The organism is Streptomyces sp. NRRL S-920 (assembly GCF_000717945.1).
Lineage (GTDB): Bacteria > Actinomycetota > Actinomycetes > Streptomycetales > Streptomycetaceae > Streptomyces > Streptomyces alboniger.
Window position 1 is genome coordinate 164094 of record NZ_JODF01000003.1, and the last position, 26296, is coordinate 190389.

Consider the following 26296-nt stretch of genomic DNA (forward strand, 5'->3'; position numbering starts at 1 on the left):
AAACCCCCACCGCTCGGTGGGGGTTTCTTTCTGCGGAATTCCGGCGTCCCCGCACGCGCGCGTGGCCGATTACGCCTGCTTGGCCGCGTGCGAACACCGCGTGAATGCTCTGTGGCGTCGCTCCTGTGCGGGCTGTAACGGATCGAGGATTGGTCTTGACCAAGGGTGGGTGCAGGCCTATGGTCGCAGGGATAGTGCAGGAACCTTTAATAAACAAGGGCGCTAAAAAGCCGCCGGTGACGGCGATTGCGGAGGACAGGGTGGGGACCACGCAGCTCGAAACGGTGCCGGAGCCGAAGTACTGGCACCTGAAGACCGTGCTCAGTGAGGCGCTCGACTCCGAGTTCGCCGTGGGGGAGATCCTGCCCAACGAGCGTGAGCTGGCCGCCCGCTTCGGCGTCGCCCGCGCCACCCTCCGTCAGGCGCTCGAACAGCTTGAGCTGGAAGGCCGGCTCCAGCGCCGCCGCGGTGTCGGTACGACCGTGGCGCCGCCGCGCATGGGGGTGCCCGTGGGGTCCGCGCAGGGCGCCTGGCCGGGCGCGGCCGGTGACGCCTGGCAGCCCGCGGACTGCGCCCCGGGGACCCCGCCCGCGGCTGTCGCCCGGATGCTGGAGACCCACCCCGACGAACAGGTGCACATCGTGCGCCGCACCCGCGTCTCGCAGGGCCAGCCCGTCGCCGCCGAACTGCTGTACGTCCCGATGTCGTCCGTCGCCGAACTGACCGGCATGGACGCCCCCTCCGGCGCCGCCCGCGCGCGCGTGGTCCTGCGCGAGCTGGCGCGGCACGGCCTCGAAGGGCAGGACAGGGCCGTCGAGCTGGGCTCGGCCCGCGCGGACGACGCCAAGGCGCTCGACCGCCTGCCCGGAGCCCCCGTCCTCGTCGTGACGACCCGCTTCCTCGCCGAGGGCCGTACGGCCGCGGTCTCCGTGGCGACGTACCGCGCGGACACCTGCCGGCTCACCTTCGGCGACTCGGGCGGCGTGGAGATCCACCACGGTCCGCAGCGCCAGGCCTCCTGACATCGGCTGCCCCGCGGCGCACCGCACCGCGCCGCGCGTGGCCGACTTGGCCTCAGAGCTTCACCGCCGGGCGGTGACGGTGCCCTCCACGGCGAACAGCTGCTCGTCGACGTGGTCGAGAGCCAGCCGCAGCGCCCCCGTCGCCACCGCCGCCTCGCCGAGCACCGACAGCGCGACACGGGGCGGCCGCAGGCAGTAGCGCGCCAACTCCCGGCGCAGCGGCTCCAGCACGCCGTCCAGGCCCGCCGCCCAGCCGCCCACGACGACCAGTTCGGGATCGAGGGCGAGCACCAGCGCCGCCACATCGTGCACGAGACGCTGGATGAAACGGTTCACCGCCGCCCGGGCCCGCTCGTCGCCCTCCCGGGCGTGCGCGAAGACCTCGGCGACGGCCTGCTCGTCCAAGGGGTGCAGCGGCTCGCCCGTGGTGGACAGCAGCGTCTCCGGAGTGACCTCACGGCCCAGCAGGTGCAGCGCCCCGATCTCGCCCGCCGCGCCGCCGTAGCCGCGGTGCAGCCTGCCGCCGATCAGCGACCCGGCCCCCGGGCTCAGCCCCGCGAGGACGAAGACCATGTCGTCGGTGTCGGTCGCCGCGCCCTTCCAGTGCTCGGCCACGGCCGCCGCGTTCGCGTCGTTCTCCACGAGCACCGGGCACTTGAAGGAGCGGCGCAGCCGCTCACCGAGCTGGAGCCCCGTCCACTCGGGCAGCGCCGTGCTCAACCGCACCGTGCCATCCGCCTCCAGGATGCCGGGGCTGCCCACCCCGACCGCGCGCAGCGAGCTGCGGGCGATTCCTGCGCGGCGCAGCAGATCGGCGACCGTGGTGCGCAGGCGTTCGAGCCGCTCGTCCGCCGGGGCGTCCTCGCAGACGTCCTTGGACGCCGTCCCGAGGATCGTGCCGTCCAGATCCGACAGGACGGCGGCCACGCGGTGCGGCCCGACCTCCAGACCCAGCAGATGACCCGCCTCCGCCCGGAAGCGGAACTTCCGCGCGGGCCGCCCCTGGCGCCGGGCGCCGCTGTCCTCGGGCGCGGACTCCACCACGAGCCCGGCCTCGATGAGACCCTCCACGACCCCCTCCACGGTGGGCCGCGAGAGCCCGGTCACCCGGGCGATCTCCGTGAGCGTCGCCAAGTCCGTGGCGCGCAGCGCGTGCAGCACCACCGCGGAGTTGATCCGCCGCAACAGAGAGGGGTCCCCGCCGGTCAGCTGCCCCAACGTCCGTCCTCCCAGCGTGTGCGCATGATGGCCGGATCGTACTCGTAGGACGGGGCGGCGGCGAGTGCCGGGCCCGCATTCGCCCTGCGTACGGCCCTCATCGCGGCGAGACGAGCCCGGATGCGTCCGCGGCGATGCCCGCCTGTGGCCGGTCGCGCGCGCCCAGCACGGCGAGGAGCGGGGCAACACGCGGGGCGCGGGCCGCGCTCGACCGGGCGGTGCTCCCCGAGCGGGAGGCGCGGGTGCCGCGGGGTGGCCTCGATGCCGTCGAGCAGTGGGCCGTCGAGCAGATGCATGTGGATATCCATGGCGATCACGTGGGGCCGCAGCTCGCGGACGAGGGGCTTGTCGTCGGCGAGGAGGACGGTGACGGGCATCCGGCAAGCGTAGATCACGCCGGGGGAAGGTCGACGTGCACCTGCCATGCGCCGTCGCGGGGGCCGGTGGTGGCCCGAGCGCTGGGGGCCGATCTCCGGTGCACAGGGCTACGGGCCGACGTCCTCGAAGAAGCGGGCCACGTCCGCCTCCGTCACCTGCTCCAGCGCGGCGGGCGACCAGCGCGGCCTGCGGTCCTTGTCGACGACCTGCGCCCTGATGCCCTCGGGCAGGTCGGGCGAGCCGAGCGCGGCACAGGACACGCGGTACTCCTGGTCGAGAACGGCTTCCAGGGACGGCAGTTCACGCGCCCGGCGCAGCGCGGCGAGCGTGACCTTGAGGGAGGTCGGGGACTTCGTGAGGATCGTCTCGGCCGTCTGCTTCGCGTGCCGGTCGCCGCAGGCGTGCAGCCGGTCGACGATCTCCTCGACGGTGTCGGCGGCGTAGCAGTGGTCGATCCACTCGCGGTGCGCGGCGAGTTCACCCGCCGGGGCCGCGGCGGCGTACCGCCGTACGGCGTCGGACGCCTCGCTGTCGGCGAGGGCCGCGGTGAACTCCGCCAGCCGCTCCGAGGGCACGTAGTGGTCGGCGAGGCCGCACAGCAGCGCGTCGCCCGCGCCCACCGCCGTGCCGGTCAGCGCGAGGTGCGTGCCGAGTTCGCCCGGGGTGCGCGTGAGGAGGTAGGTGCCGCCCACATCGGGCACGAAGCCGATGCCGGTCTCGGGCATCGCGACCCGCGAGCGCTCGGTGACCACCCGTACGCTGCCGTGCGCCGACACGCCCACGCCGCCGCCCATCACGATGCCGTCCATGACGGCGACGTACGGCTTGGGGAAGCGGGCGATGCGGGCGTTGAGGCGGTACTCGTCGTGCCAGAACGCCGCCGACGCGCCCCCGCCGCCCGCCCTGACGTCGTCGTGGATGGAGCGGATGTCGCCGCCCGCGCACAGCCCGCGCTCCCCGGCCCCGGTGAGGACGACCGCCGTCACCGACTCGTCGGCCTGCCAGGCGCTCAGGGCCTCGTCCATCAGCCGGACCATGGCGTGGTCGAGGGCGTTGATGGCGCGCGGCCGGTTCAGGACGATGTGCCCCGCGCCGCCCTCGCGGCGGAGCAGGACGGGCGCGTCGTCGGGGGAGGCGTTCATGCTGCGGTGGCTCCGTTCACTTGAGGCGCGGTGCGAAGGAGACCGTAACCTCCGGGTCAGGCCGGGGGCGCGTGGGGGCCGCTGCTCAGAACGTCAGCCCGGAGGCGCGTGCGGGCCGCTGCCCTGGAACACGGCCAGGATCCGCTCGGCCGCCGAGGTGGCCGTCAACGTCCCCTCCCGTACGCGCTGCTCCAGCTCAGGGGCGACGCGCTGCACGTCCGCGTGGCCCAGGAGCCTGCCGAGCAGTTCGTCCCGCACCACCGCCCACGTCCAGTCGACCTGCTGATCGCGGCGCTTGGCCGCCAGCCCGCCCGTCGAGTCGAGCAGCGCCCGGTGCTGTTCGATCCGCTCCCAGAGCGTGTCGAGGCCGCTCGACTCCCGGGCGCTGCACGTGAGCACCGGAGGCGTCCACGCGGCGTCGGCGGGGTGCATCAGGCGCAGCGCGCCCGCCAGTTCGCGCGCGGCCGAGCGGGCGTCCCGCTCGTGCGGTCCGTCCGCCTTGTTCACGGCGATGACGTCCGCCAGCTCCAGGACGCCCTTCTTGATGCCCTGAAGCTGGTCGCCCGTGCGGGCGAGGGTCAGCAGGAGGAACGTGTCGACCATGTTCGCGACCGTCGTCTCGGACTGGCCGACGCCCACGGTCTCCACCAGCACCACGTCGTAACCCGCCGCCTCCATCACCACGATCGACTCCCGGGTCGCCTTGGCGACCCCGCCGAGCGTCCCGGCGGACGGGGACGGGCGTACGAACGCGGCGGGATCCAGCGAAAGCCGCTCCATCCGGGTCTTGTCACCCAGGATGGAGCCGCCCGTGCGCGTCGACGAAGGGTCGACGGCGAGGACGGCGACCCGGTGGCCGAGCGAGGTGAGCATCGTGCCGAGCGCGTCGATGAACGTGGACTTGCCCACGCCCGGCACACCGCTGATGCCGACCCGCCGCGCCCGCCCGCTGTGCGGAAGCAGCTCGGTCAGCAACTGCTGGGCGAGCGCGCGGTGCTGGGGGCGCGTGGACTCGACGAGGGTGATGGCGCGCGCGACATACGCGCGCTTCCCGTCGAGGACGCCCTTCACATACGTATCGATGTCGATCGTCACAGGCAGCGGGCTCACCGGCTCACAGGTCGTGGCCGAGATCGGCCGCCAGTCGGGTCACCAGGTCGTACGCCGCGTCCGGGATCACCGTGCCCGGCGGGAAGACGGCCGTGGCACCCGCGTCGTGCAGCGCCTCGACGTCCTGCGGGGGAATCACCCCACCCACGACGATCATGATGTCCTCGCGGCCCTCCGCGGCCAGTTCCTCACGCAGCGCCGGTACGAGGGTCAGGTGCCCGGCGGCCAGCGAGGAGACGCCCACGATGTGCACGTCGGCCTCGACGGCCTGGCGGGCGACCTCCGCCGGGGTCTGGAAGAGCGGGCCGACGTCCACGTCGAAGCCGAGGTCGGCGAAGGCGCTGGCGATGACCTTCTGGCCGCGGTCGTGCCCGTCCTGGCCCATCTTGGCGACCAGGATGCGCGGGCGGCGCCCCTCGGCCTCGTCGAAGGCGTCCACCAGCGTGCGCGTGCGCTCGACGGACGGGGACTGGCCTGCTTCGGTGCGGTACACACCGGAGATCGTACGGATCTGGCCCGCGTGCCGCCCGTACACGCTCTCCAACGCGTCGGAGATCTCACCGACCGTGGCCTTCGCCCGCGCCGCGTCGACCGCGAGCGCGAGCAGATTGCCCTCAAGACCCGGGCCCGAACCGCGCTCGGCCGCCGCGGTGAGCGCGCGCAGCGCGTCCTGGCACGCCGTGTCGTCACGCTCCGCGCGCAGGCGGCGCAGCTTGGCGATCTGCTGGGTGCGGACCGAGGAGTTGTCGACCTTCAGGACCTCGATCTGCTCGTCGGTCTCCACCCGGTACTTGTTGACGCCGATGACCGGCTGACGACCCGAGTCGATGCGGGCCTGCGTGCGCGCGGCGGCCTCCTCCACGCGCAGCTTCGGGATGCCCGCGTCGATGGCCTGCGCCATGCCGCCGGCCGCCTCGACCTCCTCGATGTGCTGCCAGGCGCGGCGTGCGAGGTCGTACGTCAGCTTCTCGACGTACGCGCTGCCGCCCCATGGGTCGATCGTCCGCGTCGTCCCCGACTCCTGCTGGATCAGGAGCTGGGTGTTGCGGGCGATGCGCGCGGAGAAGTCGGTCGGCAGGGCGAGCGCCTCGTCCAGGGCGTTCGTGTGCAGGGACTGGGTGTGCCCCTGCGTCGCCGCCATCGCCTCGACGCACGTACGCGTGACGTTGTTGAACACGTCCTGCGCGGTCAGTGACCAGCCCGACGTCTGCGAATGGGTGCGCAGGGACAGCGACTTGGCGCTCTTCGGGTCGAACTGCTTGACCAGCTTCGCCCACAGCAGGCGCGCCGCGCGGAGCTTGGCGACCTCCATGAAGAAGTTCATGCCGATCGCCCAGAAGAACGAGAGCCGGGGCGCGAACGCGTCGACGTCCAGGCCCGCCTCCTGCCCGGCGCGCAGATACTCGACCCCGTCGGCCAGCGTGTACGCCAGCTCCAAGTCGGCCGTCGCACCCGCCTCCTGGATGTGATAGCCGGAGATCGAGATGGAGTTGTAGCGTGGCATCTTCTGCGACGTGTACGCGAAGATGTCGGAGATGATCCGCATCGAGGGCTTCGGCGGATAGATATAGGTGTTGCGGACCATGAACTCTTTGAGAATGTCGTTCTGAATGGTCCCGGCCAGCTTCTCGGGCGGCACGCCCTGTTCCTCGGCCGCCACGATGTACAGCGCCAGTACGGGAAGCACGGCGCCGTTCATCGTCATCGACACCGTCATCTTGTCCAGCGGGATGCCGTCGAAGAGCTGACGCATGTCGTAGATGGAGTCGATGGCCACGCCCGCCATGCCGACGTCGCCGGTGACGCGCGGGTGATCACTGTCGTACCCGCGGTGCGTCGGCAGGTCGAAGGCGACCGAGAGACCCTTCTGGCCTGCCGCCAGATTGCGCCGGTAGAAGGCGTTGGACTCCTCGGCCGTGGAGAAGCCCGCGTACTGCCGGATCGTCCAGGGCTGGTTCACGTACATCGTCGGGTAGGGGCCGCGCAGGTACGGGGCGACGCCGGGATAGGTGTCCAGGAAGTCCAGGCCCTCCAGGTCGGCGCCCGTGTACAGCGGCTTGACCGCGATGCCCTCGGGCGTCTCCCACAGCAGGTCGCTCTCGGACTTGCCCGTGGACTCCTTCACCGCGGTGCGCCACTGCTCGTACGAGCCCTCCGCGCCCGCGCCGGAACCCAGGTCGACGGAGGAGAAATCGGGGATGCGCATTACGCCACTCCCATACGGTCGAGGGTGGAGGAGAGCACGGTCACGGCGTCGCAACCGGCGAAGACGTACGAGTCGACGCCGTCGTACTCGCCGCGACCAGCGAGGAACACATGGTCGGCGCCCGCCTCCTTGAGCACCCGGGCGACCGCCTCGGCCTGCTCGGCGTAGAGCGCGTCGCTGGAACACAGGCACGCCACCGGAGCGCCGCTCGCCGTGAAGGCGCCGGCGGCCGTCGCCGCGTCCACCGTCGCCGGTTCGTGCACGGTCTCGATGCCGCCCGCCTGGAAGAGGTTCGCGGCGAAACCGGCCCGGGCGGTGTGCGCGGCGGCGGGTCCGAGCGCGGCGAGGAACACCTTGGGGCGCGCGCCGGTCGCCTTGAGGTGGGCGTCCGATCGGGCGCGCAGCGCTTCGTACGCCTCGTCGCGACGCACCCGGGGCAGCCCACCGGCCGGTGTGGCGGGCGCGGCCTCGCGCTCGACGGGACGCTCCGCCAGATGGGGGAACTCGCTGACCCCGGTGATCGGTTCGCGGCGCCGGGCGAGCTTCGCGCTGCGCTCGGCCCAGGTGGCGGCGAGACGCTCGCCGACCATCCCGGAGCGCAGCGCCGTCGCCTGGCCGCCCACGCGCTCGATCTCCTGGAAGAACTCCCAGCCCGCGTGGGCGAGTTCGTCGGTGAGCCGCTCCACGTACCAGGACCCGCCCGCCGGGTCGATCACGCGGGCCAAATGGGATTCCTCGATCAGGATCGTGGAAGTGTTGCGGGCGATACGGCGCGCGAACGCGTCCGGCAGGCCCAGGGAGTGGTCGAACGGCAGCACGGTGACGGCATCCGCGCCACCGACGCCCGCGCCGAGGCAGGCCACCGTCGTACGCAGCATGTTCACCCACGGGTCGCGGCGGGTCATCATCACCGGCGACGTCACGGCGTGCTGCCGCTGCGCGCCCGCGCCGGCCGCCCCGCACACCTCGGCGACACGCGCCCAAAGACGCCGCGCCGCACGGAGCTTGGCGATCGTGAGGAACTGGTCGGCGGTCGCGGCGTAGCGGAACTCCAGTTGCGCACACGCCTCTTCGACCGTCAGCCCGGCCGCGGTGAGTTCCCGCAGATAGGCGACGCCCGTGGCGAGGGAGGCGCCCAGCTCCTGCGCGGCCGAACCGCCCGCCTCGTGATACGGCAGCGCGTCCACCGCCAGGGCCCGCAGCGCCGGGTACTCGCGAGCGCACAGCCGGGCAAGATCGACGGCTTCCGCCGGGTCCAACGCCTCACCGGACCGGGCCTCGTGGCCGAGCGCGTCCGCGCCGAACGTGCCGCGTGCGGACTCCTTCGGGACGCCCGCGGCCTCGTACAGACGGAGCAGCTCGCGCGCCGCGGGGCCGAATTCGGCGCCCGCGTCGAGCGCGACCGGGGCGAGATCCAGATAGACGCCGTCCAGCGTCCGCGCGAGGCCGGAGACCGGCACGCCGTGCGCGCCCACGCCCAGCCACAGCGAGGTGACGCCGTTCTCCAGGTCGGCGAGCACGGCTTCGTTCATGCGGGCGGGGTCGGCGCTCGCGTGCCGCTGCCGCACGTCCCAGCCCGCGGCGGCGCTGCCGCCAGGGGTGCCGCCCCGTACGAAGGGGGCGAAGCCGGGGTGTCCGGCGGCGGGCGCGGTGTCGCGCGCGGTGTACAGGGGCCGGGTGGTGAGCCCGTCCTCGAGAGCGGTGGAGAGCGCTTCCTCGGCGGCCGTGCCCGATACGTCCTTACCCGACTTGCGCAGCACGCCTTCCACAAGGCGGTGCCACTGCTCATGGGTCGCATCAGGGAACTCGGCGGCCAGGGAAAGCCCGTCGTCAGGCAGGACCGTCATGCCCCGATGCTAGGGCGCAACCCCTGGCACGCGGTGCCATCAGGGGCTGTGACCTTGCCCTCTTCTGATCGGTCTTGATCTCGAACGAGCGGGCGGCTAGTGCCGCGCCCGCCGCGCCCGCCGTGCGCCCAGGGACGCAGGCCGCCCCGAACCGGCCCGAGGCGCCTCTCTGGAATAGAGCCCCGTGAGACCTTCGAGTGAAGTTCCGGTCCCGATGGGCGGGAGGGGCCCGCCAGTATCGCGTCAGGGAGGGGCGTCGACGCGTCAACGTCGCGTTATCGAGGGTCGGTTGGCACTGCGTGCCGGGCATAACGTCTACGTACACCTTCTCTCCACCGGAGGAACCCCATGGCGAAGCTTCTGCGCGACGAGGACCCCGAGCCCTGCGAACGCGGCCCGGCCGGGCCGCTGTTCGTTCCCGTCCGGCCGGGGCCCGCGGGGTGTGTGGCCCGTCTGTTCCGCACACCCGTCGGCGAGCGCACCGCCGTCGCCTTCACCACCGCGCAGCGCCTGAGGGCGGCCCTCGGCCTCCGGCAGGCGTGGATCAGGCTCTCCGAACCGGCACTGCGTGCCCTTGCCGCGCCGCTCGGCGTCAGCGGCATCACCGTCGACCCCCGGCTGGCCGCCCATCCCGTCGGTCCGGCACCGGCACCGGCTCCGGCACCGGTACGGCTCGGCGAGCGGCGTGCCGCCGCCCGGCACGGCCAGGACCCGCTGGCGGTGGGCGCGCCGCGGGCGAGCGGCCCGGCGTCCTTCGCGGGCGCGCCCACCCCGTGGACCGGCTGAGGACGAGGCGAAGAGAGAACCTGCCATGACCACGCTGCACGTACCCCCGTTCCCGGCCCCGGCCCGGACGTCATCCCCGGCCGCTGCCTCTACGACGGCCGCCACCGCCACCGCTCCGCCCGACGAGACCCTCTCCGTCTGGCCCGCGTCCACCACCCCGCTCGCCCACGGTGACCTCGCCGTCGGCGGTGTGCCGCTCACCGAGGTCGCCGAGCGCTTCGGCACCCCCGCCTACCTCCTCGACGAGGGCGACGTGCGCGCCCGCTGCCGCGGTTACCTGCACGCCTTCGAGGACGCCGAGGTCCTCTACGCCGCCAAGGCGTTCCTGTGCCGCGCGATGGCGCACTGGATCGCCGAGGAGGGCCTCGGCCTGGACGTCTGCTCGGCCGGGGAGCTGGAGCTGGCCGTCACCACGGGCTTCCCCGCGGACCGCATCGTGCTGCACGGCAACGCCAAGAGCCCCGACGACCTGCGGGCCGCCCTCAGGCTCGGCGTCGGCCGCATCGTCATCGACAGCGCCTCGGAGATCGCGCGACTGGCCGCCGCCGTACCGCAGGGCAGCCGCCAGAAGGTGATGGTCCGGGTGGTGCCGGGCATCATGGCGGGCGCCCACGCCAAGATCCGCACGGGCACGGACGACCAGAAGTTCGGCCTGTCCCTCACGGACGGCTCGGCGCAGCACGCCATCACCCGCATCCTCGGCCAGCCGGCCCTCGACCTGGTGGGCCTGCACTGCCATCTGGGTTCGCAGATCACCGCCGAGAAGCCCTTCCTGTGCGCGGTGCGCCGCCTGGTGGGGCTCATGGCGCGGATCAAGGACCAGCACGGCGTCACCCTCCCCGAACTGGACCTCGGCGGCGGGCACGGCATCGCGTACCGCCCCGGCGAGGACGCCCTCGACATCGCCTCCCTCGCCCGCAAGGTGCGCGCCGAGCTGGTCGAGAGCTGCGCGGCGGCGGGGCTGACCGTGCCCCGGCTCATCGTGGAACCGGGCCGGGCGATCGCCGGCCCGGCCGGGGTGGCGCTCTACCGGGTGCTCGCGGTCAAGCGGACCGGCGGGCAGATCTTCGTCGCGGTGGACGGCGGCATGAGCGACAACCCGCGGCCCGCGCTGTACGGGGTGCGGTACGCGCCCCGTCTCATCGGACGGCGCTCCGCCGCCGGGCCGCAGCCGATGACAGTGGTGGGGAGGCACTGCGAGGCGGGCGACGTCCTCGCTTCGGATGTGCCGCTCCCCGACGACGTACGCCCCGGTGACCTGCTCGCCGTGCCGGTGGCAGGGGCGTACCACCTGTCGATGGCGTCCGGCTACAACCTCGTGGGCCGTCCGCCCGTGGTCGCGGTGGCCGGCGGGCACGCCAGGCTGCTGGTGCGCCGCGAATCACTGGAGGACTACCGCAGCAGGGACGTGGGCCTGTAGTCGTCGCGGAACGCGTCGGCCCCGGGGCATCGCGCCCCGGGGCCGCCGTATGCGCTGCGGGTCTCAGAGAATGGCGCCCGGCGTGTAGGCCGCGGCCTCCGGGTGGTCCTTCAGGAGCGCCTCGATCTGCGCGACGACCGTGGCGACCTGGTCGCTCGCCGCCCCGGTGAAGGACAGCTTGTCGGCCATCAGCTCGTCGAGCTGGGCGCGGTCCAGCGGGATGCGGGAGTCCGCCGCGAGCTTGTCGAGCAGTTCATTGCGCTCGGCGCCCTGCTCGCGCATGGCGAGCGCGGAGGCGACCGCGTTCTCCTTGATGGCCTCGTGGGCCTCCTCGCGGCCGACGCCCGCGCGCACCGAGGCCATCAGGACCTTGGTGGTGGCGAGGAAGGGGAGGTAGCGGTCCAGCTCGCGCGCGACGACCGCCGGGAAGGCGCCGAACTCGTCGAGCACCGTCAGGAAGGTCTCCAGCAGGCCGTCGAGCGCGAAGAACGCGTCGGGCAGCGCGACCCGGCGCACGACCGAGCAGGAGACGTCGCCCTCGTTCCACTGGTCGCCCGCCAGCTCGCCGGTCATCGAGGCGTAGCCGCGCAGGATGACGGTGAGGCCGTTGACGCGCTCGCAGGAGCGGGTGTTCATCTTGTGCGGCATCGCGGACGAGCCGACCTGGCCCGGCTTGAAGCCCTCGGTGACCAGCTCGTGCCCGGCCATCAGCCGGATCGTCTTGGCGATCGAGGACGGCGCGGCGGCGACCTGCACCAGCGCGGTGACGACCTCGTAGTCCAGCGAGCGCGGGTAGACCTGGCCGACCGAGGTGAACGCGCGGTCGAAACCGAGGTGCCCGGCGATGCGGTCCTCCAGCTCGGTGAGCTTGCCCGCGTCGCCGCCGAGCAGGTCGAGCATGTCCTGGGCGGTGCCGACCGGGCCCTTGATGCCGCGCAGCGGGTAGCGGCCGAGGAGGTCGTCGAGGCGGCGGTAGGCCACGAGCAGCTCGTCGGCGCCGGTCGCGAAGCGCTTGCCCAGCGTCGTCGCCTGCGCGGCCACGTTGTGGGAGCGGCCCGCCATGACCAGCTCGGCGTACTCACCGGCGAGCTTGCCGAGCCGGGCGAGGACCGCGACGGTACGGGAGCGGATCAGCTCCAGGGAGAGCCGGATCTGGAGCTGCTCGACGTTCTCGGTGAGGTCGCGCGAGGTCATGCCCTTGTGCACGTGCTCATGTCCGGCGAGGGCGTTGAACTCCTCGATACGGGCCTTCACGTCGTGGCGCGTGACCTTCTCGCGCTCGGCGATGGAGGCCAGGTCGACCTGGTCGAGGACGCGCTCGTAGTCGGCGATGGCGGCGTCCGGAACCTCGATCCCGAGGTCCTTCTGCGCACGCAGCACGGCGAGCCAGAGCTGACGCTCCAGCTTCACCTTCTGCTCGGGCGACCAGAGGGTGGCTAGCTCGGCGGAGGCGTAACGTCCCGCGAGGACGTTCGGGATACGGGGCTTTGCAGGCGCAGCAGTCACGTGTACGGATTCTACTGGGCATTCATGCAGGCCAGCGCCACGGCCCCGTTCGTCGGAAGCTACGAGGGTCCAGGGTGGCGCCGCTAGGGGAGCGGGCCGTCCCACGGCAGGAGGTCGGGGCGCTTGGGCGGGCGGCCGTCACCGGAGGAGCGGCCGGTCAGGCGGCGGCCGATCCACGGCACCAGGTGCTGCCGGGCGAACCGGGCGTCGGCGACGCGCCGCGCCGCCCAGTTGAGGGGCACCGCCGCGTCGAGCGGGGTCTGCCAGTCCTCCTCCGGCGGGTAGCCGAGGGCCTGCCACACGGCCTCGGCGATCCTGCGGTGCCCCTCGGCGGTGGGGTGCAGCCGATCCACGTCCCACAGGCGCTGATCGCCGAGGACAGGTACGCCGTAGAGGTTCACGACGATCGCGTCATGCCGGGAGGCGAGGTCGTCGATGTGTGTGTACAGCTCCTCCATGCGCGGCCGGAACCGTTCCATCACCGGGCCGTTGCGGCCCGGGCTGCGCATCAGGACGAGCTGCTTGCAGGAGGGGGCGAGGCGTTCGACGGCCTCTTCGAGGAGGTCCCGTACGCGCTTCATGTCGCACTTGGGCCGCAGCGTGTCGTTGAGCCCGCCCACCAGCGTGACCACGTCGGCCCGCATCGCGGCCGCCACGTCCACCTGCTCGGCGACGATCTGCCCGATGAGCTTGCCGCGCACCGCGAGGTTCGCGTAGCGGAAGCCGGGGCTGTGCGCCGCCATCCGCGCGGCCAGGAGGTCGGCCCAGCCGCGGTAGGTGCCGTCGGGCTGGAGGTCCGACATGCCCTCGGTGAAGGAGTCGCCGACCGCGACGAGACTGGTGTAGTTGGCATTCATCTGCATGGCGGGAGCGATGGTATCCCGCGTGGCGCGGGGCGGTCAGGGCGGGCGGCGGGCGTCGCCGGTCACTGGGGGACGGGGGACGGGGGGTGGGGCCGGCGCCCCGGACGGACTCCTGCCCCGCCCCCGGCCCCACCGGACACGCCCTAGCTCACACCGGCTGCCCGAACAGCTCCCGCAGGACGTCCTCCATCGTGACCATCCCGGCGAGCCTGCCGTCGGATCCCAGCACCGCGGCCACATGCGTACGGCTGCCCCGCATCGCGGTCAGCACGTCGTCCAGCGGCGTCGTCTCGCGCACCTGGGCGATCTTCCGCATATCCGGCACCCGGAACGGCAGATCGCGCGGCGCCCGGTCCAGGGCGTCCTTGACGTGCAGATAGCCGACGATGCGGCGCCCCTCGTCGACGACAGGGAAGCGGGAGAACCCGGACTCGGCCGAGAGGCTCTCCAACTGCTCCGGAGTGACGCCCACGCGCGCGTAGACCACGTCCTCCAGCGGCAGGACCACATCCCTGACCGGGCGCCTGCCCAGTTCGAGCGCGTCGTGCAGCCGCTCCTGCGCGCGGTCGTCGATCAGGCCCGCGTCACCGGAGTCCTTGACCATGCGGGCCAGGTCGTCGTCGGAGAAACTCGCCGAGACCTCGTCCTTCGCCTCGACCCGCAACAGCTTCAGGAGGCCGTTGGCGAACGCGTTGATCGCGAAGATCACCGGGCGCAGCGCCCGCGCGAGCGCCACCAGCGGCGGCCCGAGCAGCAGCGCGGTGCGCACCGGCTCGGCGAGCGCGATGTTCTTGGGGATCATCTCGCCGAGCAGCATGTGCAGATACGTCGCCAGGGTCAGCGCGATGACGAACGAGATGGGGTGCACCAGGCCGTGCGGCACACCGACCCCGTTGAACACCGGTTCGAGGAGATGCGCGATCGCGGGCTCCGCGACGACACCGAGGACGAGCGTGCACAGCGTGATGCCCAGCTGCGCGGCCGCCAGCAGGGCGGACACGTGCCGCAGCCCCCACATCACGCTCTTGGCGCGCCGGTCGCCCTCGTCGGCGTGCGGTTCGATCTGACTGCGGCGTACGGAGATGAGGGCGAACTCGGCGCCCACGAAGAAGGCGTTGACGACGAGCGTCGCGAAACCGATCAACAACTGGATGGCGATCATCGGGCGTCCTCCGCCTCGTCTGCGGTCAGCGGGGCGTGCAGCAGAACGCGCGCGGCGCGCCGCCCGGCGGCGTCCGTGACGTCGAGCCGCCAGCCACCGACCTCGACGCTGTCGCCGACGGCCGGGATGCGGCCGAGTTCCGTCGCGACGAGCCCGGCGAGGGTCTCGTACGGCCCGTCGGGAGCCCGCAGGCCGACCCGCGCGAGCTGGTCGGTGCGCGCCGCGCCGTCGGCGGAGTAGAGCGCCCTGCCGTCGTCGTCCGCGCCCGCGGGGGCGATGTCGGGCGTCTCGTGCGGGTCGTGCTCGTCCCGGACCTCGCCGACGACCTCCTCGACGATGTCCTCCAGGGTGGCGACCCCGGCGGTACCGCCGTACTCGTCGATGACCACGGCCATCGTGCGCTTGCCCGAGAGCCGGTCCAGGAGGCGGTCGACGGTCAGCGACTCCGGTACGAGCAGGGGCTCGCGCATCAGTTCGGCGACGGAGACGCGCGGGCGGCGTTCGGCCGGCACGGCGAGCACGTCCTTGATGTGTGCGACGCCCACGACCGAGTCGAGGTTGCCGCGGTAGACCGGGAAGCGGGACAGGCCCGTCGCCCGGGTCGCGTTCGCCACGTCCTCGCAGGTCGCGTGGACGTCGAGGGCCATCACCTGGACGCGCGGCGTCATTACGTTCTCCGCGCTGAGGTCGGCGAGGTTCAGTGTGCGCACGAACAGCTCGGCGGTGTCCGCCTCCAGCGCGCCCTCCCTGGCGGAGTGCCGCGCCAGGGCGATGAGTTCCTTGGGGCCGCGCGCGGAGGCCAGCTCCTCGGTGGGCTCGATGCCGAAGCGGCGTACAGAACGGTTCGCCGTGTTGTTCAGATGGGCGATGAACGGGCGGAACGCGGCGCTGAAGAGCCGTTGCGGTGTCGCCACCCGCTTGGCGATGGCGAGCGGGGAGGAGATCGCCCAGTTCTTGGGGACCAGCTCGCCGATGACCATCAGGAAGACCGTCGACAGTGCCGTACCGATGACCAGGGCCACCGAGGACGCCGCCGAGCGGGGCAGACCGAGGTCGCGCAGCGGCCCCGAGATCAGCTTGGCGATCGAGGGCTCGGAGAGCATGCCGACCACGAGGTTGGTGACGGTGATGCCGAGCTGGGCGCCGGAGAGCTGGAAGGTGAGGTTCTTGACGGCCTTGAGGGCGCCGGCGGCGCCGCGCTCACCACGCTCGGCGGCCCGTTCGAGTTCGCTGCGCTCGACCGTGGTGAGGGAGAACTCCGCCGCGACGAAGACGCCGCAGGCCACACAGAGCAGCACCGCCACGAGGAGCAGGAGCACTTCGGTCATCGGGTCACCTCCGTCCCATGATCGGGCAGGGGCGTGAGGAATGCGCGATGTCGGGTACTAGGAGGCTCGCCCATGGGCGGACGCTCACACCTTTCAGTCGGATACAGGTAGTGCGTCCATGGTAAAGGATCAGCAAAGGCACTCCGAAGCGGCCCCGGGAGCGCGCCCGGACTCAGCCCGTGAGGTGCTTCACCCAGCGGCTCCACTGCGGTTCGGGGGCGTAGCCCGCCGCCCGCCAGGCGCCGTGGGCGGGTTCGTTACGGTCCAGGACCATCGCGTCGCCGCGCCGCCCGCCGAGGCGTACGAACCGCTCCTCCGCGGCGGCCAGCAGCGCCGACCCGACGCCCCGGCGGCGGTGCTCCGGGTGGACGGCGAGGCGGTAGAGGTGGCAGCGCCACCCGTCGAAGCCCGCGATGACCGTGCCCGCCAGCTCGCCGCCGCGCTCGGCGAGGATCAGCGCCTCGGGGTCGCGGGCGACGAGCCGCTCCACGCCGGCGCTGTCGTCGCTGATGCTCGTGCCCTCGGCGGCCACCTTCCAGAACGCGAGCACCGCGTCCAGGTCCTCGGGCCCGGCGGTCCGTAACTGAAGATCGTCCATGGGCCCATCCCACCACCGGCACGGACGCGCCGCACGGGATTTTTCGGATTCGGCCAGGGAGGTGGGCACGCCCCCGCCCTCACTCACGTCACTCGTGCGCGATCGCCGCCAGCACGTTCATCCGGGACGCACGCAGCGCGGGCAGCAGCGCCGCGGCGAGGCCGACGACCACCGAGCCGATCACCACCGCCACGATCGTCGGCCACGGGAACGCGAGTTCCCTCATGCCCTGGAGCGCGAGCACCTGCTGCACGGCGACACCCCAGACCAGGCCGAGCGCGAGCCCGAGCAGCGCTCCGAAGACCGCGATCACCACCGACTCCAGGCGGATCATCCGGCGCAGCTGCCGCCGCCCGAGACCGATGGCGCGCAGCAGACCGATCTCCCGGGTGCGCTCCACGACCGACAGCGCCAAGGTGTTGACCACGCCCAGTACCGCGATGACGATCGCGAGGCCGAGCAGGGCGTAGACGAGGTAGAGCATCACGGCGATCTGCTGCCGGATCAGTTCCTTGTAGTCGGCCTGGTCGCGCACCTGCACCTGGGGGTAGGAGTCGAGTGTCTTCTCCAGGCGCTCGCGCAGGGTGTCCGCGGAGGTGCCGGAGGCCGCGTTGACGTACACCGCCGAGTCCTGCCCGTCCGGCACGTACTTCTCGACCGTGCCGAGGCCGAGGAAGAGCCCGCCTTCGACAGCGAACCCCTCGGGCGCGGCCTGATCGGTGAACGCCCCCACCGTCAGCTTCGCCTCCCGCCCGCCGGGGAAGGTCACCGGCAGCACGTCACCGACGCGCACCCCGTGCTTCCTCGCGAATTCCTTGTCCATGCCGATGCGCCCCGGTGCGAGCGCGGTCCGCGAACTCCCCTCGGCGTACTTGAGGTTGGCGACGTCGTCGAGCCGCGCGCCGTACCCCGCCGCGGTCGTCTCGACGTTCTCGCCGTCGGGGAGCGCCACTTCGAGGGGGGTGAAGCGCTGGCGTACGACGAGGCCCGCGCCCTCGGTGTCCTCGATCTTCCCCGTGATCTCCGCGGAGAAGGGCATGAACGTGTTGTTCTGCACCACGAAGTCGGCGCCGAGCGTGTCGTCGATCTGCCGGTCGAAGGACTTGGTCATCGACGCGCTCGCCACGGAGAGGCCGCCGACCAGCGCGAGCCCCACCATCAGGGCGGCCGCTGTCGCCCCCGTGCGGCGCGGGTTGCGCAGCGCGTTGCGCTGGCTCATCCGGCCGACCGAGCCGAAGACCGCGGGGAACGCGCCGCCGAGCACCCGGATCACCGGACGCACCAGGAGCGGGCCCGCGATGACGGTGGCGATGAGGGTCAGCACGATACCGAGGCCGAGCAGGGAGGCCGCCGACGACGTCTTGTCGGCGACGGCGCAGCCCACCAGGGCGCCCGCCCCGGCCACCGCGACGACGGAACCCGCCACCGCCCGCACCTTGAGCGGCCGCCCCACCCCGGCGATCTCGGCGTCCGCGAGCGCCGCCATCGGCGAGACGTGCGCGGCCCGGCGCGCCGGAAGGTACGCCGCGACGAACGTGACTCCCACCCCGACGACGTACGAGGAGACCGGGGTCGCCCAGGTGATGACCATCTCCGTGGACTTGAGGTTCATCCCGAGCAGGCCCATCAGCTCGATGAGGCCGAGGGCCAGGCCGATGCCGGCGGCCAGTCCCAGCGTCGAGCCGACCAGGCCGAGCAGCAGCGCCTCGATGAGCACCGAGCGGCGCACCTGCCTGCGGTCGGCGCCGAGCGCGCGCAGCAGTCCCAGCTCGCGGGTGCGCTGCGCGATCAGCATCGAGAACGTGTTGACGATCAGGAAGATGCCCACGAGTACGGCGACCCCGGCGAAGCCGAGCATCCGGCGAAGTGCTCTTCAAGTTCCCACTGTCACTGACCGCGTGACCAGCAGCAACACCCAAGGCGCCCCGCTCACTTCGAGCCGGGCGCCTTTCTCATGCCCCGCGGCCCGCACCCGGATTGCTCGGTGCGCGTCGCGGGTCCACCACCACAGAGAGGTGATCACGATGACCGGTACCACTGCACCGAAGGCGACCGGCGGACTCAAGGCGGTCCGCGACTTCTTCGGGCTGAAGCTGAACGAGATGAAGAGCGGGTGGACGAACGGCGGACTCACCGACGCAGAGAAGGAACAGATCGTGGCGGGCCTGAAGGACGGGACGCTGACCTACTGAGGCGGCTCGGACCACGGGCCGGCCGGAGGGCGCTCCGGGAGCTTGGCCCCGGGGCGCCTCATGTACCAGCGGATGAATTCACGCACGACGGCCGTACGGGGACTGCGTCCCGAGGGGCGCATTACCTTCGTGGCCTTCTCGAACGGGAGCCATTCGTCATCGGGCATGCGCATCTGCCGCGGCTGATCGTACTCAGAGTCGGCCATGCCGCCAAGGTAGCTGTTTGTAGCTACACGGAACAAGGCCTCCCACTTCTCTTGTAGCTACAAAATCATGATGCACGGTGGGGTCTTGTAGCTACGAACGGCCCTAGGCTTGTAGCTACAAGGCAAGTCGAGGGAGGTACCCATGAAGACCACCGTCACACCAAGCGAGGCAGCCGCCCTCAATCGCCTTGCGGATCTGATGGCTGAGGACGACTCCCGCACCGGCGGCGTTGGCATTCCGGTCTCATATGGCCACCGTCTCGTCTGGCTGGCGATCGTCGGCTCGTTCGAGGCGTGGCAGACCGAGTGGCTGCGGCTAACGCGAACAGAGTCGGCGCAAGCCGCCAATGCGTGGGACGACAGGCAAGAGGCGTTGGTCCGACGCCTGATCGAACTGGTTTACCCGGGCGGGGCAACGGCACAAGCCAAGACGGTGGCGGAAGTTCGCGCCATGGCAGCAACCGACGCGACGTCATGAAGACCACCGTCGCTGAGTACCTGGCCACCCGGGGACTGCCCGCGAACTGGCGCTACGCCTCCCCGTTCGGCCGCATCGCTGCCGAGACCTACCGCAGCATCTACCGCCGCGAGCCCCGCAAGGCGTTCCGCTTCATCAACGGCAAGTTCCGCCGCGTGATGGCGTACCGCGCGAGCGAGCGTCACGTGCTCGACACCGCATGGGACATCTACCCGCGCTGCGCGAACCCGTCCGCCGTTCCGACGCCGCGCCGCACCGTCGACCGCATCGACCGCGTGCTGAACGACTACGTGAGCAACGACGCGATGCGGTGGAGCCCCAGCAACCAGCCGCTGACGCGGCACCCGTAGGAGGGATCGTCATGTACCGCATTGCTATTTGCCGCAAGGGCCAGGCACCCGACCTCCGTGCCGCCACCGGAGCGGGGGACCTGCGAGACGTCGTTTACGAGGTGATCCGCGCCGAAGGCACCGAGATCAAGGACACCGACCACGCCGGGCTTGTCGCTCTTATCGGCAGTGCCCGCGCCATGGTCGACGCCGACGGCTTCGCCGGGCTGACGTTTGGTGCAGCCGCAATCGCCATCCGGTCTCTCCCTGTGGAGTCGTCATGATCCTCTCCATCGTCGTCTGGGTCTGGGACCACTGGTTCCTGTACACGCTCGCCGCCGCCGCGCTGGTCGCGGTGGCCGTGGCGGCGACCGTGAGGGGGCGGGCGTCGTGAGCGGCTACACGGACCGCGCGTCTATCGATCACCGCGCTGACTCGGCGCTACTGACGGTTGAGGCGATCATCGCCAACCGCTCCGTGCCCTCTGCCGTGCGGCTGCTCCGAGTCGCGGAACGCATGGCGGATGAGCCGATCTTGACCGACCCCTCACCTGCGGCGCGCTCCGTACGCCGGGACCGCCGCTAGCGACTGATCCCCCACCCCGCCCCGGTCCGGTCACCACGGACGTACGCCGCAAGGCAGACCGGGGCACCGATTCCATCCCACCCGCAAGCCCCAAGGAGGGGCGTCATGAAGGATCCCCTGCTCCACCTGATCGACACGGCACTGGCCGACCACGCTACGAGCGCGATCGCCATGCGATGGAGTCCTGACCGCCCGACGGTCAACGCGCTTCTGGTTCCCGTAGTCCAGGCCGCTCCCGTACCTCTGACTCTGCCAGGGGGTGCGGATGGCAACCTTGCCGCCTACTACTCGGCGATCGGCTGCGAGTCGGTCGACGTGGTGGCGCTCGCACAGCACCTCGACATGTGGCTGGACGACAACGGTCTCTATGACCAGCCGTTCAACCCGCAGGCGACGCGCCTCGCGCAGCGCTATGGCTTCACCGCGCAGCCGTACCACGGCCCGGTGGTGCTTACGGGAGGTGTCGACGCTCACGGCGATACGCAGGGGCTGACTCAGGACCAGGTTCAGGCGCTGACCTTGTTCCTCGACTGGCCCAACGCGCTGTCTCTCTGAGCCCCGACCCCCGCCCGGGACATGCGACCCGCACCATCGACTCGCTTCCCGGGCGGGCTCCTTGCACCCGTACCCCAACGGCAGAGGGTGGGGCCTTAAAAGCCCTGAACAGTGCGGGTTCGAATCCCGCCGGGTGCACTCCCGCAACCGAGCCCCAAGGGGGCGTCATGACACCTGAGCCCTACGCCTGGACGTACACCGAGGACGGCATCCGCCGCCAGATGAAGATCCACTGGACCCGAGACGGCATCGACGTCATATGGGCGCCGCGCCGTCTCGGAGACCCCGCCCCGTGGTTCGACGCGGACCGCGCGTTGGACGACCCCGCCGCGTACTACGAGGACGCCGACCTGATCACTCTCGGAGTCCCGGTCACCTCGTGGTCCGGCTTCGACGACTGACCCCACAAGCCCCCGCCCGGGACGCATCCCCCCGCCACCCGGGCGGGCCCCGGCAGGCGCCTTCGCCAACCTCTCCCGGCGAGGGCGCCTGTCACCTCAGCCCGATCACTGCCCCGGAAGGGGGCGCGTCATGAACGAGCGGTACCCGGTATCCGGCGGCAAGATGGTCATCAGCCCAGACGGCACGTCCACGTATGTGCGCTTCCACGACCGCCCGCAGACGCCGGACGAGACGCAGGCGTTCGCGAAGTACGCAGACCTGTCACCTCTGGAGATCCTGCGCCGCCTGCGCACAGCCGAGTGGAACGCCGAGGCCCGTGGGCGCGAGCGTGACCAGTGGAGGGTGGCGGCCCAGCGACTCCAAGGCGAAGTGGCCGCCGCTGAGCGCAAGCTGGCCGCATACCCGCCGGGCGGCTACGAGCTGCCGAAGGTGGTCGCCGATCTGCTGGCGCACGCCGCGGCGTGCGGCTGGAAGACTGCCGTCGCCTGGACGCTGCACGACGATGGTGGCGCGTATGTGGATGTGCGCCTCGGACGCCTGGCCGATCCTGCTGAAGCCCGCTTCACGGGCGCCCGGTGGGAGTATCAGATGACCTGGGCTCTCCCCGCGCCGGGGGCGAACGGCGCCAGGGTCCGCACGGGCCTGGCCAAGACACCCGACAGTGCGCAGTGGCGCGACGCCCCGTCGCTCAAGAAGATCCGTGAGGTGATCGCGGCGAATTCGATGGTGGTGCCGTCGTGATCTGCGAGAACGTGTGGCTCACCTGGAAGCGCCCCGGCCCGCACGGGTACGCCTCGCTGGACACCATGACCCGCTGCACGGCAGAGGCAACCACGGTGCGGGCCAGCCGCGACCAGGAGCGCAAGCACTTCTGCGCTCCGTGTGCCGAGAGCCTGGACGGCTACCGCGAGCGGCTCGATGCGGCGGTCCTCGACGCGCGGCGCAAGCGCGGGGAGATCTGCGGGCAGTACGGCGTGACGGACCCGTACGCCATCGAGCCGGGCGACCTCTGCGCCCGCTGGGTGTATACCGACCCGGATGACGCCAGGGGTCTGTTCGAGGTGCTCACGAAGCCTGAGAGCCGCCGCATCGAGCGCGGCAGCAAGCTGGACGACGACCGCCCGTACACATGGATGGAGAACCTGCACGGCCGCACCGTGTGGCAGCTGCGGGGGCGCCTGATCGAGTCCGGCCGCGAAGGCTGGATCTTCTACCGCAGTAACGAATGGTTCTGGCGCAAGGAAGAACGGGAGGTCAAGGCATGACCGCCCTGGTGATCCGCATCCTGACGTGCGACGCCGTCGACGACGGCGAGGTCTGCGACAGCGAGTTCGGCGGCGATCCTGAGGTGCCGTCCATCGAGGCGCTGCGGCGCGCTGCTGCTGAAGAAGGCTGGCGCCGGCCGCCCGGTGACGACGTCGACTACTGCCCGCACCACTCCTGAAGGGACCGGCTCATGCACATCATGACCAGGCTGCACTGGAGCGTCATGCCCGTCTCGTTCGCCCCTGAGCTGGTCCTGGAGTTCCGGGCCGCGCAGCTGGAACGGCACCAGGCAGAGCGGGAGTACATGGCCGCGTGGGACACACCTGCGGAGTCATCGACGGCCGCATACATGGAGTCCGCGTGGCTTGCCGAATCCTGGACGTACACCGCCGCCGCTGCGGTTCACGGCACCTGAAAGCTCCCCTGCCTGTGTGACTCCCGTTGACGGCGGGTGCAGGCAGGGACCCCGCGCGCTTGGCGGCAGCGCGGGGAGCAAGGCGCCCCGGAGACGCGTGGACTGTCGTCTCCGGGGCGCCCGTATTCCCTCGTAACTCAGTCAGGAAGAGCCTGCGCGCGCTACCTCCCCATGCCCCGCGCGCAGAGACCCCGGTTCGAGTCCGGGCGAGGGAACGACCACCCAAGGAAGGACCCGCCCATGAATGAGCAAGGCACGCACTTCTGGTTCATGGCATTCGTCGGCAAGAACACCAGTGGCCTGTCGGTGCAGGAGCGTAACGGTCACTGGACACCGGCGGATGACATGACCCGGTTCGACGCCATGAACGAGGTACGCCGACAAGTCATTGAGGCCAGTCCGTACTTGGCGGACGCAGTGCTCATCAGCTTCGACATCCAGCCCAACTCGCTGTAGGCCATGTCCCCTCCGGGGACCCACAGGCGCCACACCGAGAGCGCCGTCTCTTCACCCGCATCAACGCCCTGAAGGGGGCGCCATGGCGAGCATCGCCGACCTCGACATCACGACGGAAGAACTCCAGCGGCGCATCCGCGAAGGGGAGGCAGCCGAAATGCGGCACCTCCTGCACGACGCCGACCCGGACAGCACCGTGCCCGCGTTCATCGACCTGGACAAGGGGGTTCGGGGATGAGCGCCCGCGACGATCTCGCTGCGTACGCAATCACCACGCGCACGGTCACCGCTGACGACCTGGCCCCGCTGCTCGACGCTTACCGCGCGGAAGTGCTGCGCGAGGCGTACGCGGCGATCGAGGATCCGCAGCAGCGTGCGGCCGTTGGCGGTGGGCTGGGCTGGGAGGCGGCCCGCGACGTCGTCCACAACCTGCTCCGTAAGACCACGGGCGGCACCCCATGACCCGCCAGCGCGTCCAGCTCGCTAAGCAGAAGGCCACCCGCAAGCGGGGCACCGAGGGGGAGAGCGGCAGCGCCGACCGGGCGCGCGGCAGGACCGCGTCGCGGCGCGCCGCACTGGTGACGCAGGCGGCCCGCCGCTTCCTCGCGAGGAGTGCACCGTGACCGTGGCCGAGTACCTGCGGGCCGCCCGCATCCTGACACAGGGCGAGGTCGACCACCGCGCGTTCGTGCGCGGCCTGGCCGATCCGGCGCCCGGCGACGTGGCCGAGGCTCACGCGCTTCACGCGGAGTACGGGAGCGCCGAGCGGTGATCCGTGCCCACTTGCGGGACGGCTGCCAGCACATCCTCCGCTGCACCCGGTGCGGCACGCCGCTGCGTGCCGCACCGCCCCGCTCGCCGGCCCGCCTGTGCGCGGGCTGCTGGCGGAACACCGCTATCTCAGAAACGGAAGGACCGCTATGACGGACCCCATCCCGGTCGGCGTGGACGACCGCCTCGCCCTGCGCTTCGCGGAGCTTCAGAGCGCGAAGGAGTCCGCGGCAAAGTGGAACGCGTACGTGAAGAGCCTGACGGCCAGCATCCTCGAAGACCTGGGCTACGACCCGGGCGACGACAGGCCACCCTCCCGTGTGGCGCAGGACGCCGACGGGAAGCCGCTGTTCGCGGTGGAGGTGAGCTACCGCAAGGGCTTCGACAAGGGGTCTCTCGCGACGAAGTACCCGGCGGTGTACGCGGAGTTCGAGACGCTGACCCCGGTCAAGTCGCTGAAGCCCGCCGACCCCGCCTGATCCGTTCGCCCTGAACCCCGCTGCCGCACCGGCCGCGGGGTTTCTTCATGCCCGGGAGGGCGCAGTGAACCTTGCACAGCGGATGGCGCTCTTCGAGCTGCTCGTCAGACTGGGGCCCGTCGAATGGCTGGACGGCTTCTGCGGGGGCGGCGGATCGACCCGCGGCATCCACCTGATCCCCGGACAGAAGACCCGGGTCGCGATCAACCACTGGCGCCCGTCGGTCGACGTGCACCAGGCCAACAACCCGGACACGGATCACGACTGCGCGGACATCTCGCAGGTCGACCCGCGGCGCTACCCGCGCACCGACTGCGCGTGGTTCTCCCCGTCGTGCACGGCTCACAGCATCGCCCAGGGTGCGCGCTTCATGGCCGTGGATGAGAGTGCGGTGCGCGCGCGGTCGACGATGTGGGACGTCCAGCGGTTCGACGAGATCCACAAGTACCGCTTCATCATCGTCGAGAACGTCGTCGAAGTCCGCACGTGGGTCGGCTTCCGCGCCTGGAAGATCGCCATGGCGGACGGCGGCAAGTGCCTGCACGAGGTCTTCCTCAACGCCGCTCACGCGGGCCGCCTCGGGGATCCGGCGCACCAGTGGCGCGACCGCTGGTTCTGCCTCATGCACCCCAAGGGCACACGGTGCCCGGACACCGATGCGTGGATCGCCCCCGCCGCACTGTGCGCCGCCTGCGGTCCGACGACCGGGCGGCAGGCGTGGAAGAACGGCCGCGACGCAGGCAAGTACCGGCGCCAGTACGACTTCGTGTGCCGGACCTGCGCGGCGCCGGTGGAGCCGCACGTGCGCCCGGCGGGCGACGTCATCGACTGGTCGCTGCCGACGCCGGTGATCGGAGAGCGCAAGACCCCGCTCGCGGCGAAGACCATGAGCCGTATCGAGCACGGACTGCGGGAGTACGGCCCGGCCCTTGTGCCCGTCGAAGGACGTGACGGCAAGCGGCCGTTCCCCGTGGAAGTGCCCATGCGCACGGTCACCGGCCGCAACGAGACCGGGCTGGTCGTGCCGCCGTTCATCGCGGAACTGCGCGGCGGCAGCAGCAAGACGCGGCGGGTCTCGGAGCCCCTGAGCACGGTGTGTGCGAGCGGCAACCATCACGGCCTGGTCATCCCGTACTACGGGCGGACGCGGGTGCGGACCACCGAAGAGCCGTTCATGACGGTGACCACGGTGGACCGGGCGGCGCTGATGCCGAACCCCCAGCCGGACATCAACGACTGCGGATTCCGCATGATCACGCCCCCGGAGTACGCACGGTTCATGGACTTCCCCGACAGCTACGACTGGCTGGCCGGCCGCCTCAGCAAACGCGACCGGGTACGCCTCGCCGGTCAGGCGGTGCCGGTGAACATGGCCCGCGACCTGGTCGGCTGCGCGCTGGAATCCATGGTGGCCTGACGCGCCATGTGCCGGGGCCCGCTGTTCCAAGGCGAGCACTTGTGGAATTCCGCGATCGGTGTGCCCTCGAAGGTCATCGAGTGCGACTGGTGCGTGATCTGTTCAGCGCCCCGTCCCGGCTTCATCGACCCCGCTGCGAGGGCAGCCCAATGGAAAGCG

31 protein-coding genes, 1 tRNA gene and 1 pseudogene are annotated in these 26296 nt (G+C 71.4%); 21 read left to right on the plus strand and 12 right to left on the minus strand.

Annotated features, from left to right (window positions below; genetic code table 11):
- Positions 1-260 precede the first annotated feature (260 nt).
- Positions 261-1022, plus strand: coding sequence for a GntR family transcriptional regulator (locus IG54_RS0103465; protein ID WP_030777132.1), 762 nt, complete (start codon positions 261-263; stop codon positions 1020-1022).
- A 60-nt stretch (positions 1023-1082) separates the two neighbouring features.
- Here the strand turns inward: IG54_RS0103465 and IG54_RS0103470 are convergent, their stop codons facing one another.
- The 6 genes from IG54_RS0103470 to IG54_RS0103495 form a co-directional block, all read right to left on the minus strand.
- Entirely contained in the window at positions 1083-2240 is a 1158-nt protein-coding gene (locus IG54_RS0103470; protein ID WP_030777135.1) for an ROK family transcriptional regulator, read from the minus strand.
- Positions 2228-2617, minus strand: coding sequence for a hypothetical protein (locus IG54_RS0103475; RefSeq protein ID WP_030777137.1), 390 nt, complete (start codon positions 2615-2617; stop codon positions 2228-2230). The genes IG54_RS0103470 and IG54_RS0103475 overlap by 13 nt, the downstream gene beginning before the upstream one ends.
- Before the next feature lie 108 nt (positions 2618-2725).
- Positions 2726-3760: an enoyl-CoA hydratase/isomerase family protein gene (locus IG54_RS0103480; RefSeq protein ID WP_030777140.1), complete on the minus strand. Its 1035-nt coding sequence runs from the start codon at positions 3758-3760 to the stop codon at positions 2726-2728.
- A gap of 93 nt (positions 3761-3853) precedes the next feature.
- Complete coding sequence (meaB, locus tag IG54_RS0103485; RefSeq protein ID WP_030777143.1) at positions 3854-4861, minus strand: methylmalonyl Co-A mutase-associated GTPase MeaB; 1008 nt, start codon at positions 4859-4861, stop codon at positions 3854-3856.
- A 13-nt stretch (positions 4862-4874) separates the two neighbouring features.
- On the minus strand, positions 4875-7076 hold the full coding sequence (gene scpA, locus IG54_RS0103490) for a methylmalonyl-CoA mutase (protein ID WP_030777146.1): 2202 nt from the start codon (positions 7074-7076) through the stop codon (positions 4875-4877).
- A complete protein-coding gene (locus IG54_RS0103495) occupies positions 7076-8923 on the minus strand; it encodes a methylmalonyl-CoA mutase family protein (protein WP_030777149.1) in 1848 nt (615 codons plus the stop codon). The genes scpA and IG54_RS0103495 overlap by 1 nt, the downstream gene beginning before the upstream one ends.
- Positions 8924-9271: 348 nt before the next feature.
- On the opposite strand from IG54_RS0103495, the gene IG54_RS0103500 reads away from it, so the two are divergent.
- A complete protein-coding gene (locus IG54_RS0103500) occupies positions 9272-9709 on the plus strand; it encodes an SAV_915 family protein (RefSeq protein WP_030777151.1) in 438 nt (145 codons plus the stop codon).
- 25 nt (positions 9710-9734) lie between these two features.
- Entirely contained in the window at positions 9735-11129 is a 1395-nt protein-coding gene (gene lysA / locus IG54_RS0103505; protein ID WP_078593667.1) for a diaminopimelate decarboxylase, read from the plus strand.
- Positions 11130-11192: 63 nt separating this feature from the next.
- On the opposite strand, the gene purB is transcribed toward lysA, so the two are convergent.
- The 6 genes and pseudogenes from purB to IG54_RS0103535 all read right to left on the minus strand — a co-directional run.
- Positions 11193-12635 (minus strand): adenylosuccinate lyase, encoded by a 1443-nt coding sequence (gene purB / locus IG54_RS0103510; RefSeq protein WP_030777156.1) that lies wholly within the window; start codon positions 12633-12635, stop codon positions 11193-11195.
- 83 nt (positions 12636-12718) lie between these two features.
- Positions 12719-13498 (minus strand): SGNH/GDSL hydrolase family protein, encoded by a 780-nt coding sequence (locus IG54_RS0103515; protein WP_030777158.1) that lies wholly within the window; start codon positions 13496-13498, stop codon positions 12719-12721.
- Positions 13499-13646: 148 nt separating this feature from the next.
- Positions 13647-14660, minus strand: a complete 1014-nt coding sequence (locus IG54_RS0103520; RefSeq protein ID WP_030777160.1) for a hemolysin family protein — start codon at positions 14658-14660, stop codon at positions 13647-13649.
- Complete coding sequence (locus IG54_RS0103525) at positions 14657-15988, minus strand: hemolysin family protein (RefSeq protein ID WP_030777162.1); 1332 nt, start codon at positions 15986-15988, stop codon at positions 14657-14659. The genes IG54_RS0103520 and IG54_RS0103525 overlap by 4 nt, the downstream gene beginning before the upstream one ends.
- A 172-nt stretch (positions 15989-16160) precedes the next feature.
- Entirely contained in the window at positions 16161-16586 is a 426-nt protein-coding gene (locus IG54_RS0103530) for a GNAT family N-acetyltransferase (protein WP_030777164.1), read from the minus strand.
- A gap of 88 nt (positions 16587-16674) precedes the next feature.
- Positions 16675-18444: pseudogene (locus tag IG54_RS0103535) on the minus strand (ABC transporter permease); the annotation flags it as partial.
- Between the two features lie 166 nt (positions 18445-18610).
- Between IG54_RS0103535 and IG54_RS41800 the strand changes: the two are divergent.
- The 18 genes from IG54_RS41800 to IG54_RS0103635 all read left to right on the plus strand — a co-directional run bounded on the left by IG54_RS41800 (position 18611) and on the right by IG54_RS0103635 (position 26137).
- Complete coding sequence (locus IG54_RS41800) at positions 18611-18778, plus strand: hypothetical protein (RefSeq protein ID WP_158708784.1); 168 nt, start codon at positions 18611-18613, stop codon at positions 18776-18778.
- 348 nt (positions 18779-19126) lie between these two features.
- Positions 19127-19462: a hypothetical protein gene (locus IG54_RS0103545; protein WP_030777169.1), complete on the plus strand. Its 336-nt coding sequence runs from the start codon at positions 19127-19129 to the stop codon at positions 19460-19462.
- Positions 19459-19812: a hypothetical protein gene (locus tag IG54_RS0103550; RefSeq protein WP_030777172.1), complete on the plus strand. Its 354-nt coding sequence runs from the start codon at positions 19459-19461 to the stop codon at positions 19810-19812. Before IG54_RS0103545 ends, IG54_RS0103550 begins: the two co-directional genes overlap by 4 nt.
- Positions 19813-19823: 11 nt before the next feature.
- A complete protein-coding gene (locus IG54_RS0103555; protein WP_030777174.1) occupies positions 19824-20075 on the plus strand; it encodes a hypothetical protein in 252 nt (83 codons plus the stop codon).
- Between the two features lie 406 nt (positions 20076-20481).
- Complete coding sequence (locus IG54_RS37605; RefSeq protein ID WP_234335951.1) at positions 20482-20931, plus strand: DUF3846 domain-containing protein; 450 nt, start codon at positions 20482-20484, stop codon at positions 20929-20931.
- 63 nt (positions 20932-20994) lie between these two features.
- Positions 20995-21069 (plus strand) — tRNA-Leu (locus IG54_RS0103575).
- 29 nt (positions 21070-21098) lie between these two features.
- The gene (locus IG54_RS0103580; RefSeq protein WP_030777181.1) at positions 21099-21332 is read left to right on the plus strand and encodes a hypothetical protein; all 234 of its coding nucleotides are present in this window, start codon (positions 21099-21101) and stop codon (positions 21330-21332) included.
- Positions 21333-21462: 130 nt separating this feature from the next.
- On the plus strand, positions 21463-22074 hold the full coding sequence (locus tag IG54_RS0103585; protein WP_030777183.1) for a hypothetical protein: 612 nt from the start codon (positions 21463-21465) through the stop codon (positions 22072-22074).
- On the plus strand, positions 22071-22598 hold the full coding sequence (locus tag IG54_RS0103590) for a hypothetical protein (RefSeq protein WP_030777185.1): 528 nt from the start codon (positions 22071-22073) through the stop codon (positions 22596-22598). Before IG54_RS0103585 ends, IG54_RS0103590 begins: the two co-directional genes overlap by 4 nt.
- Positions 22595-22777: a hypothetical protein gene (locus IG54_RS0103595; protein ID WP_030777187.1), complete on the plus strand. Its 183-nt coding sequence runs from the start codon at positions 22595-22597 to the stop codon at positions 22775-22777. Before IG54_RS0103590 ends, IG54_RS0103595 begins: the two co-directional genes overlap by 4 nt.
- A 12-nt stretch (positions 22778-22789) precedes the next feature.
- Complete coding sequence (locus IG54_RS0103600) at positions 22790-23014, plus strand: hypothetical protein (RefSeq protein WP_030777189.1); 225 nt, start codon at positions 22790-22792, stop codon at positions 23012-23014.
- 240 nt (positions 23015-23254) lie between these two features.
- Positions 23255-23470 carry a hypothetical protein gene (locus tag IG54_RS0103605; RefSeq protein WP_030777191.1) on the plus strand — a complete coding sequence of 72 codons (216 nt, stop codon included), beginning with the start codon at positions 23255-23257 and terminating at the stop codon, positions 23468-23470.
- Between the two features lie 82 nt (positions 23471-23552).
- Positions 23553-23708, plus strand: coding sequence for a hypothetical protein (locus IG54_RS41805; RefSeq protein ID WP_158708785.1), 156 nt, complete (start codon positions 23553-23555; stop codon positions 23706-23708).
- Positions 23705-23932, plus strand: coding sequence for a hypothetical protein (locus IG54_RS41810; RefSeq protein ID WP_030777194.1), 228 nt, complete (start codon positions 23705-23707; stop codon positions 23930-23932). Before IG54_RS41805 ends, IG54_RS41810 begins: the two co-directional genes overlap by 4 nt.
- A complete protein-coding gene (locus IG54_RS41815; RefSeq protein WP_158708786.1) occupies positions 23929-24093 on the plus strand; it encodes a hypothetical protein in 165 nt (54 codons plus the stop codon). Before IG54_RS41810 ends, IG54_RS41815 begins: the two co-directional genes overlap by 4 nt.
- Positions 24090-24242 (plus strand): hypothetical protein, encoded by a 153-nt coding sequence (locus IG54_RS41820; protein ID WP_158708787.1) that lies wholly within the window; start codon positions 24090-24092, stop codon positions 24240-24242. The genes IG54_RS41815 and IG54_RS41820 overlap by 4 nt, the downstream gene beginning before the upstream one ends.
- A 148-nt stretch (positions 24243-24390) precedes the next feature.
- Entirely contained in the window at positions 24391-24720 is a 330-nt protein-coding gene (locus tag IG54_RS0103630; protein ID WP_030777195.1) for a hypothetical protein, read from the plus strand.
- A gap of 64 nt (positions 24721-24784) precedes the next feature.
- Positions 24785-26137, plus strand: coding sequence for a DNA cytosine methyltransferase (locus tag IG54_RS0103635; protein ID WP_199809492.1), 1353 nt, complete (start codon positions 24785-24787; stop codon positions 26135-26137).
- The last annotated feature ends 159 nt before the right edge of the window (positions 26138-26296 follow it).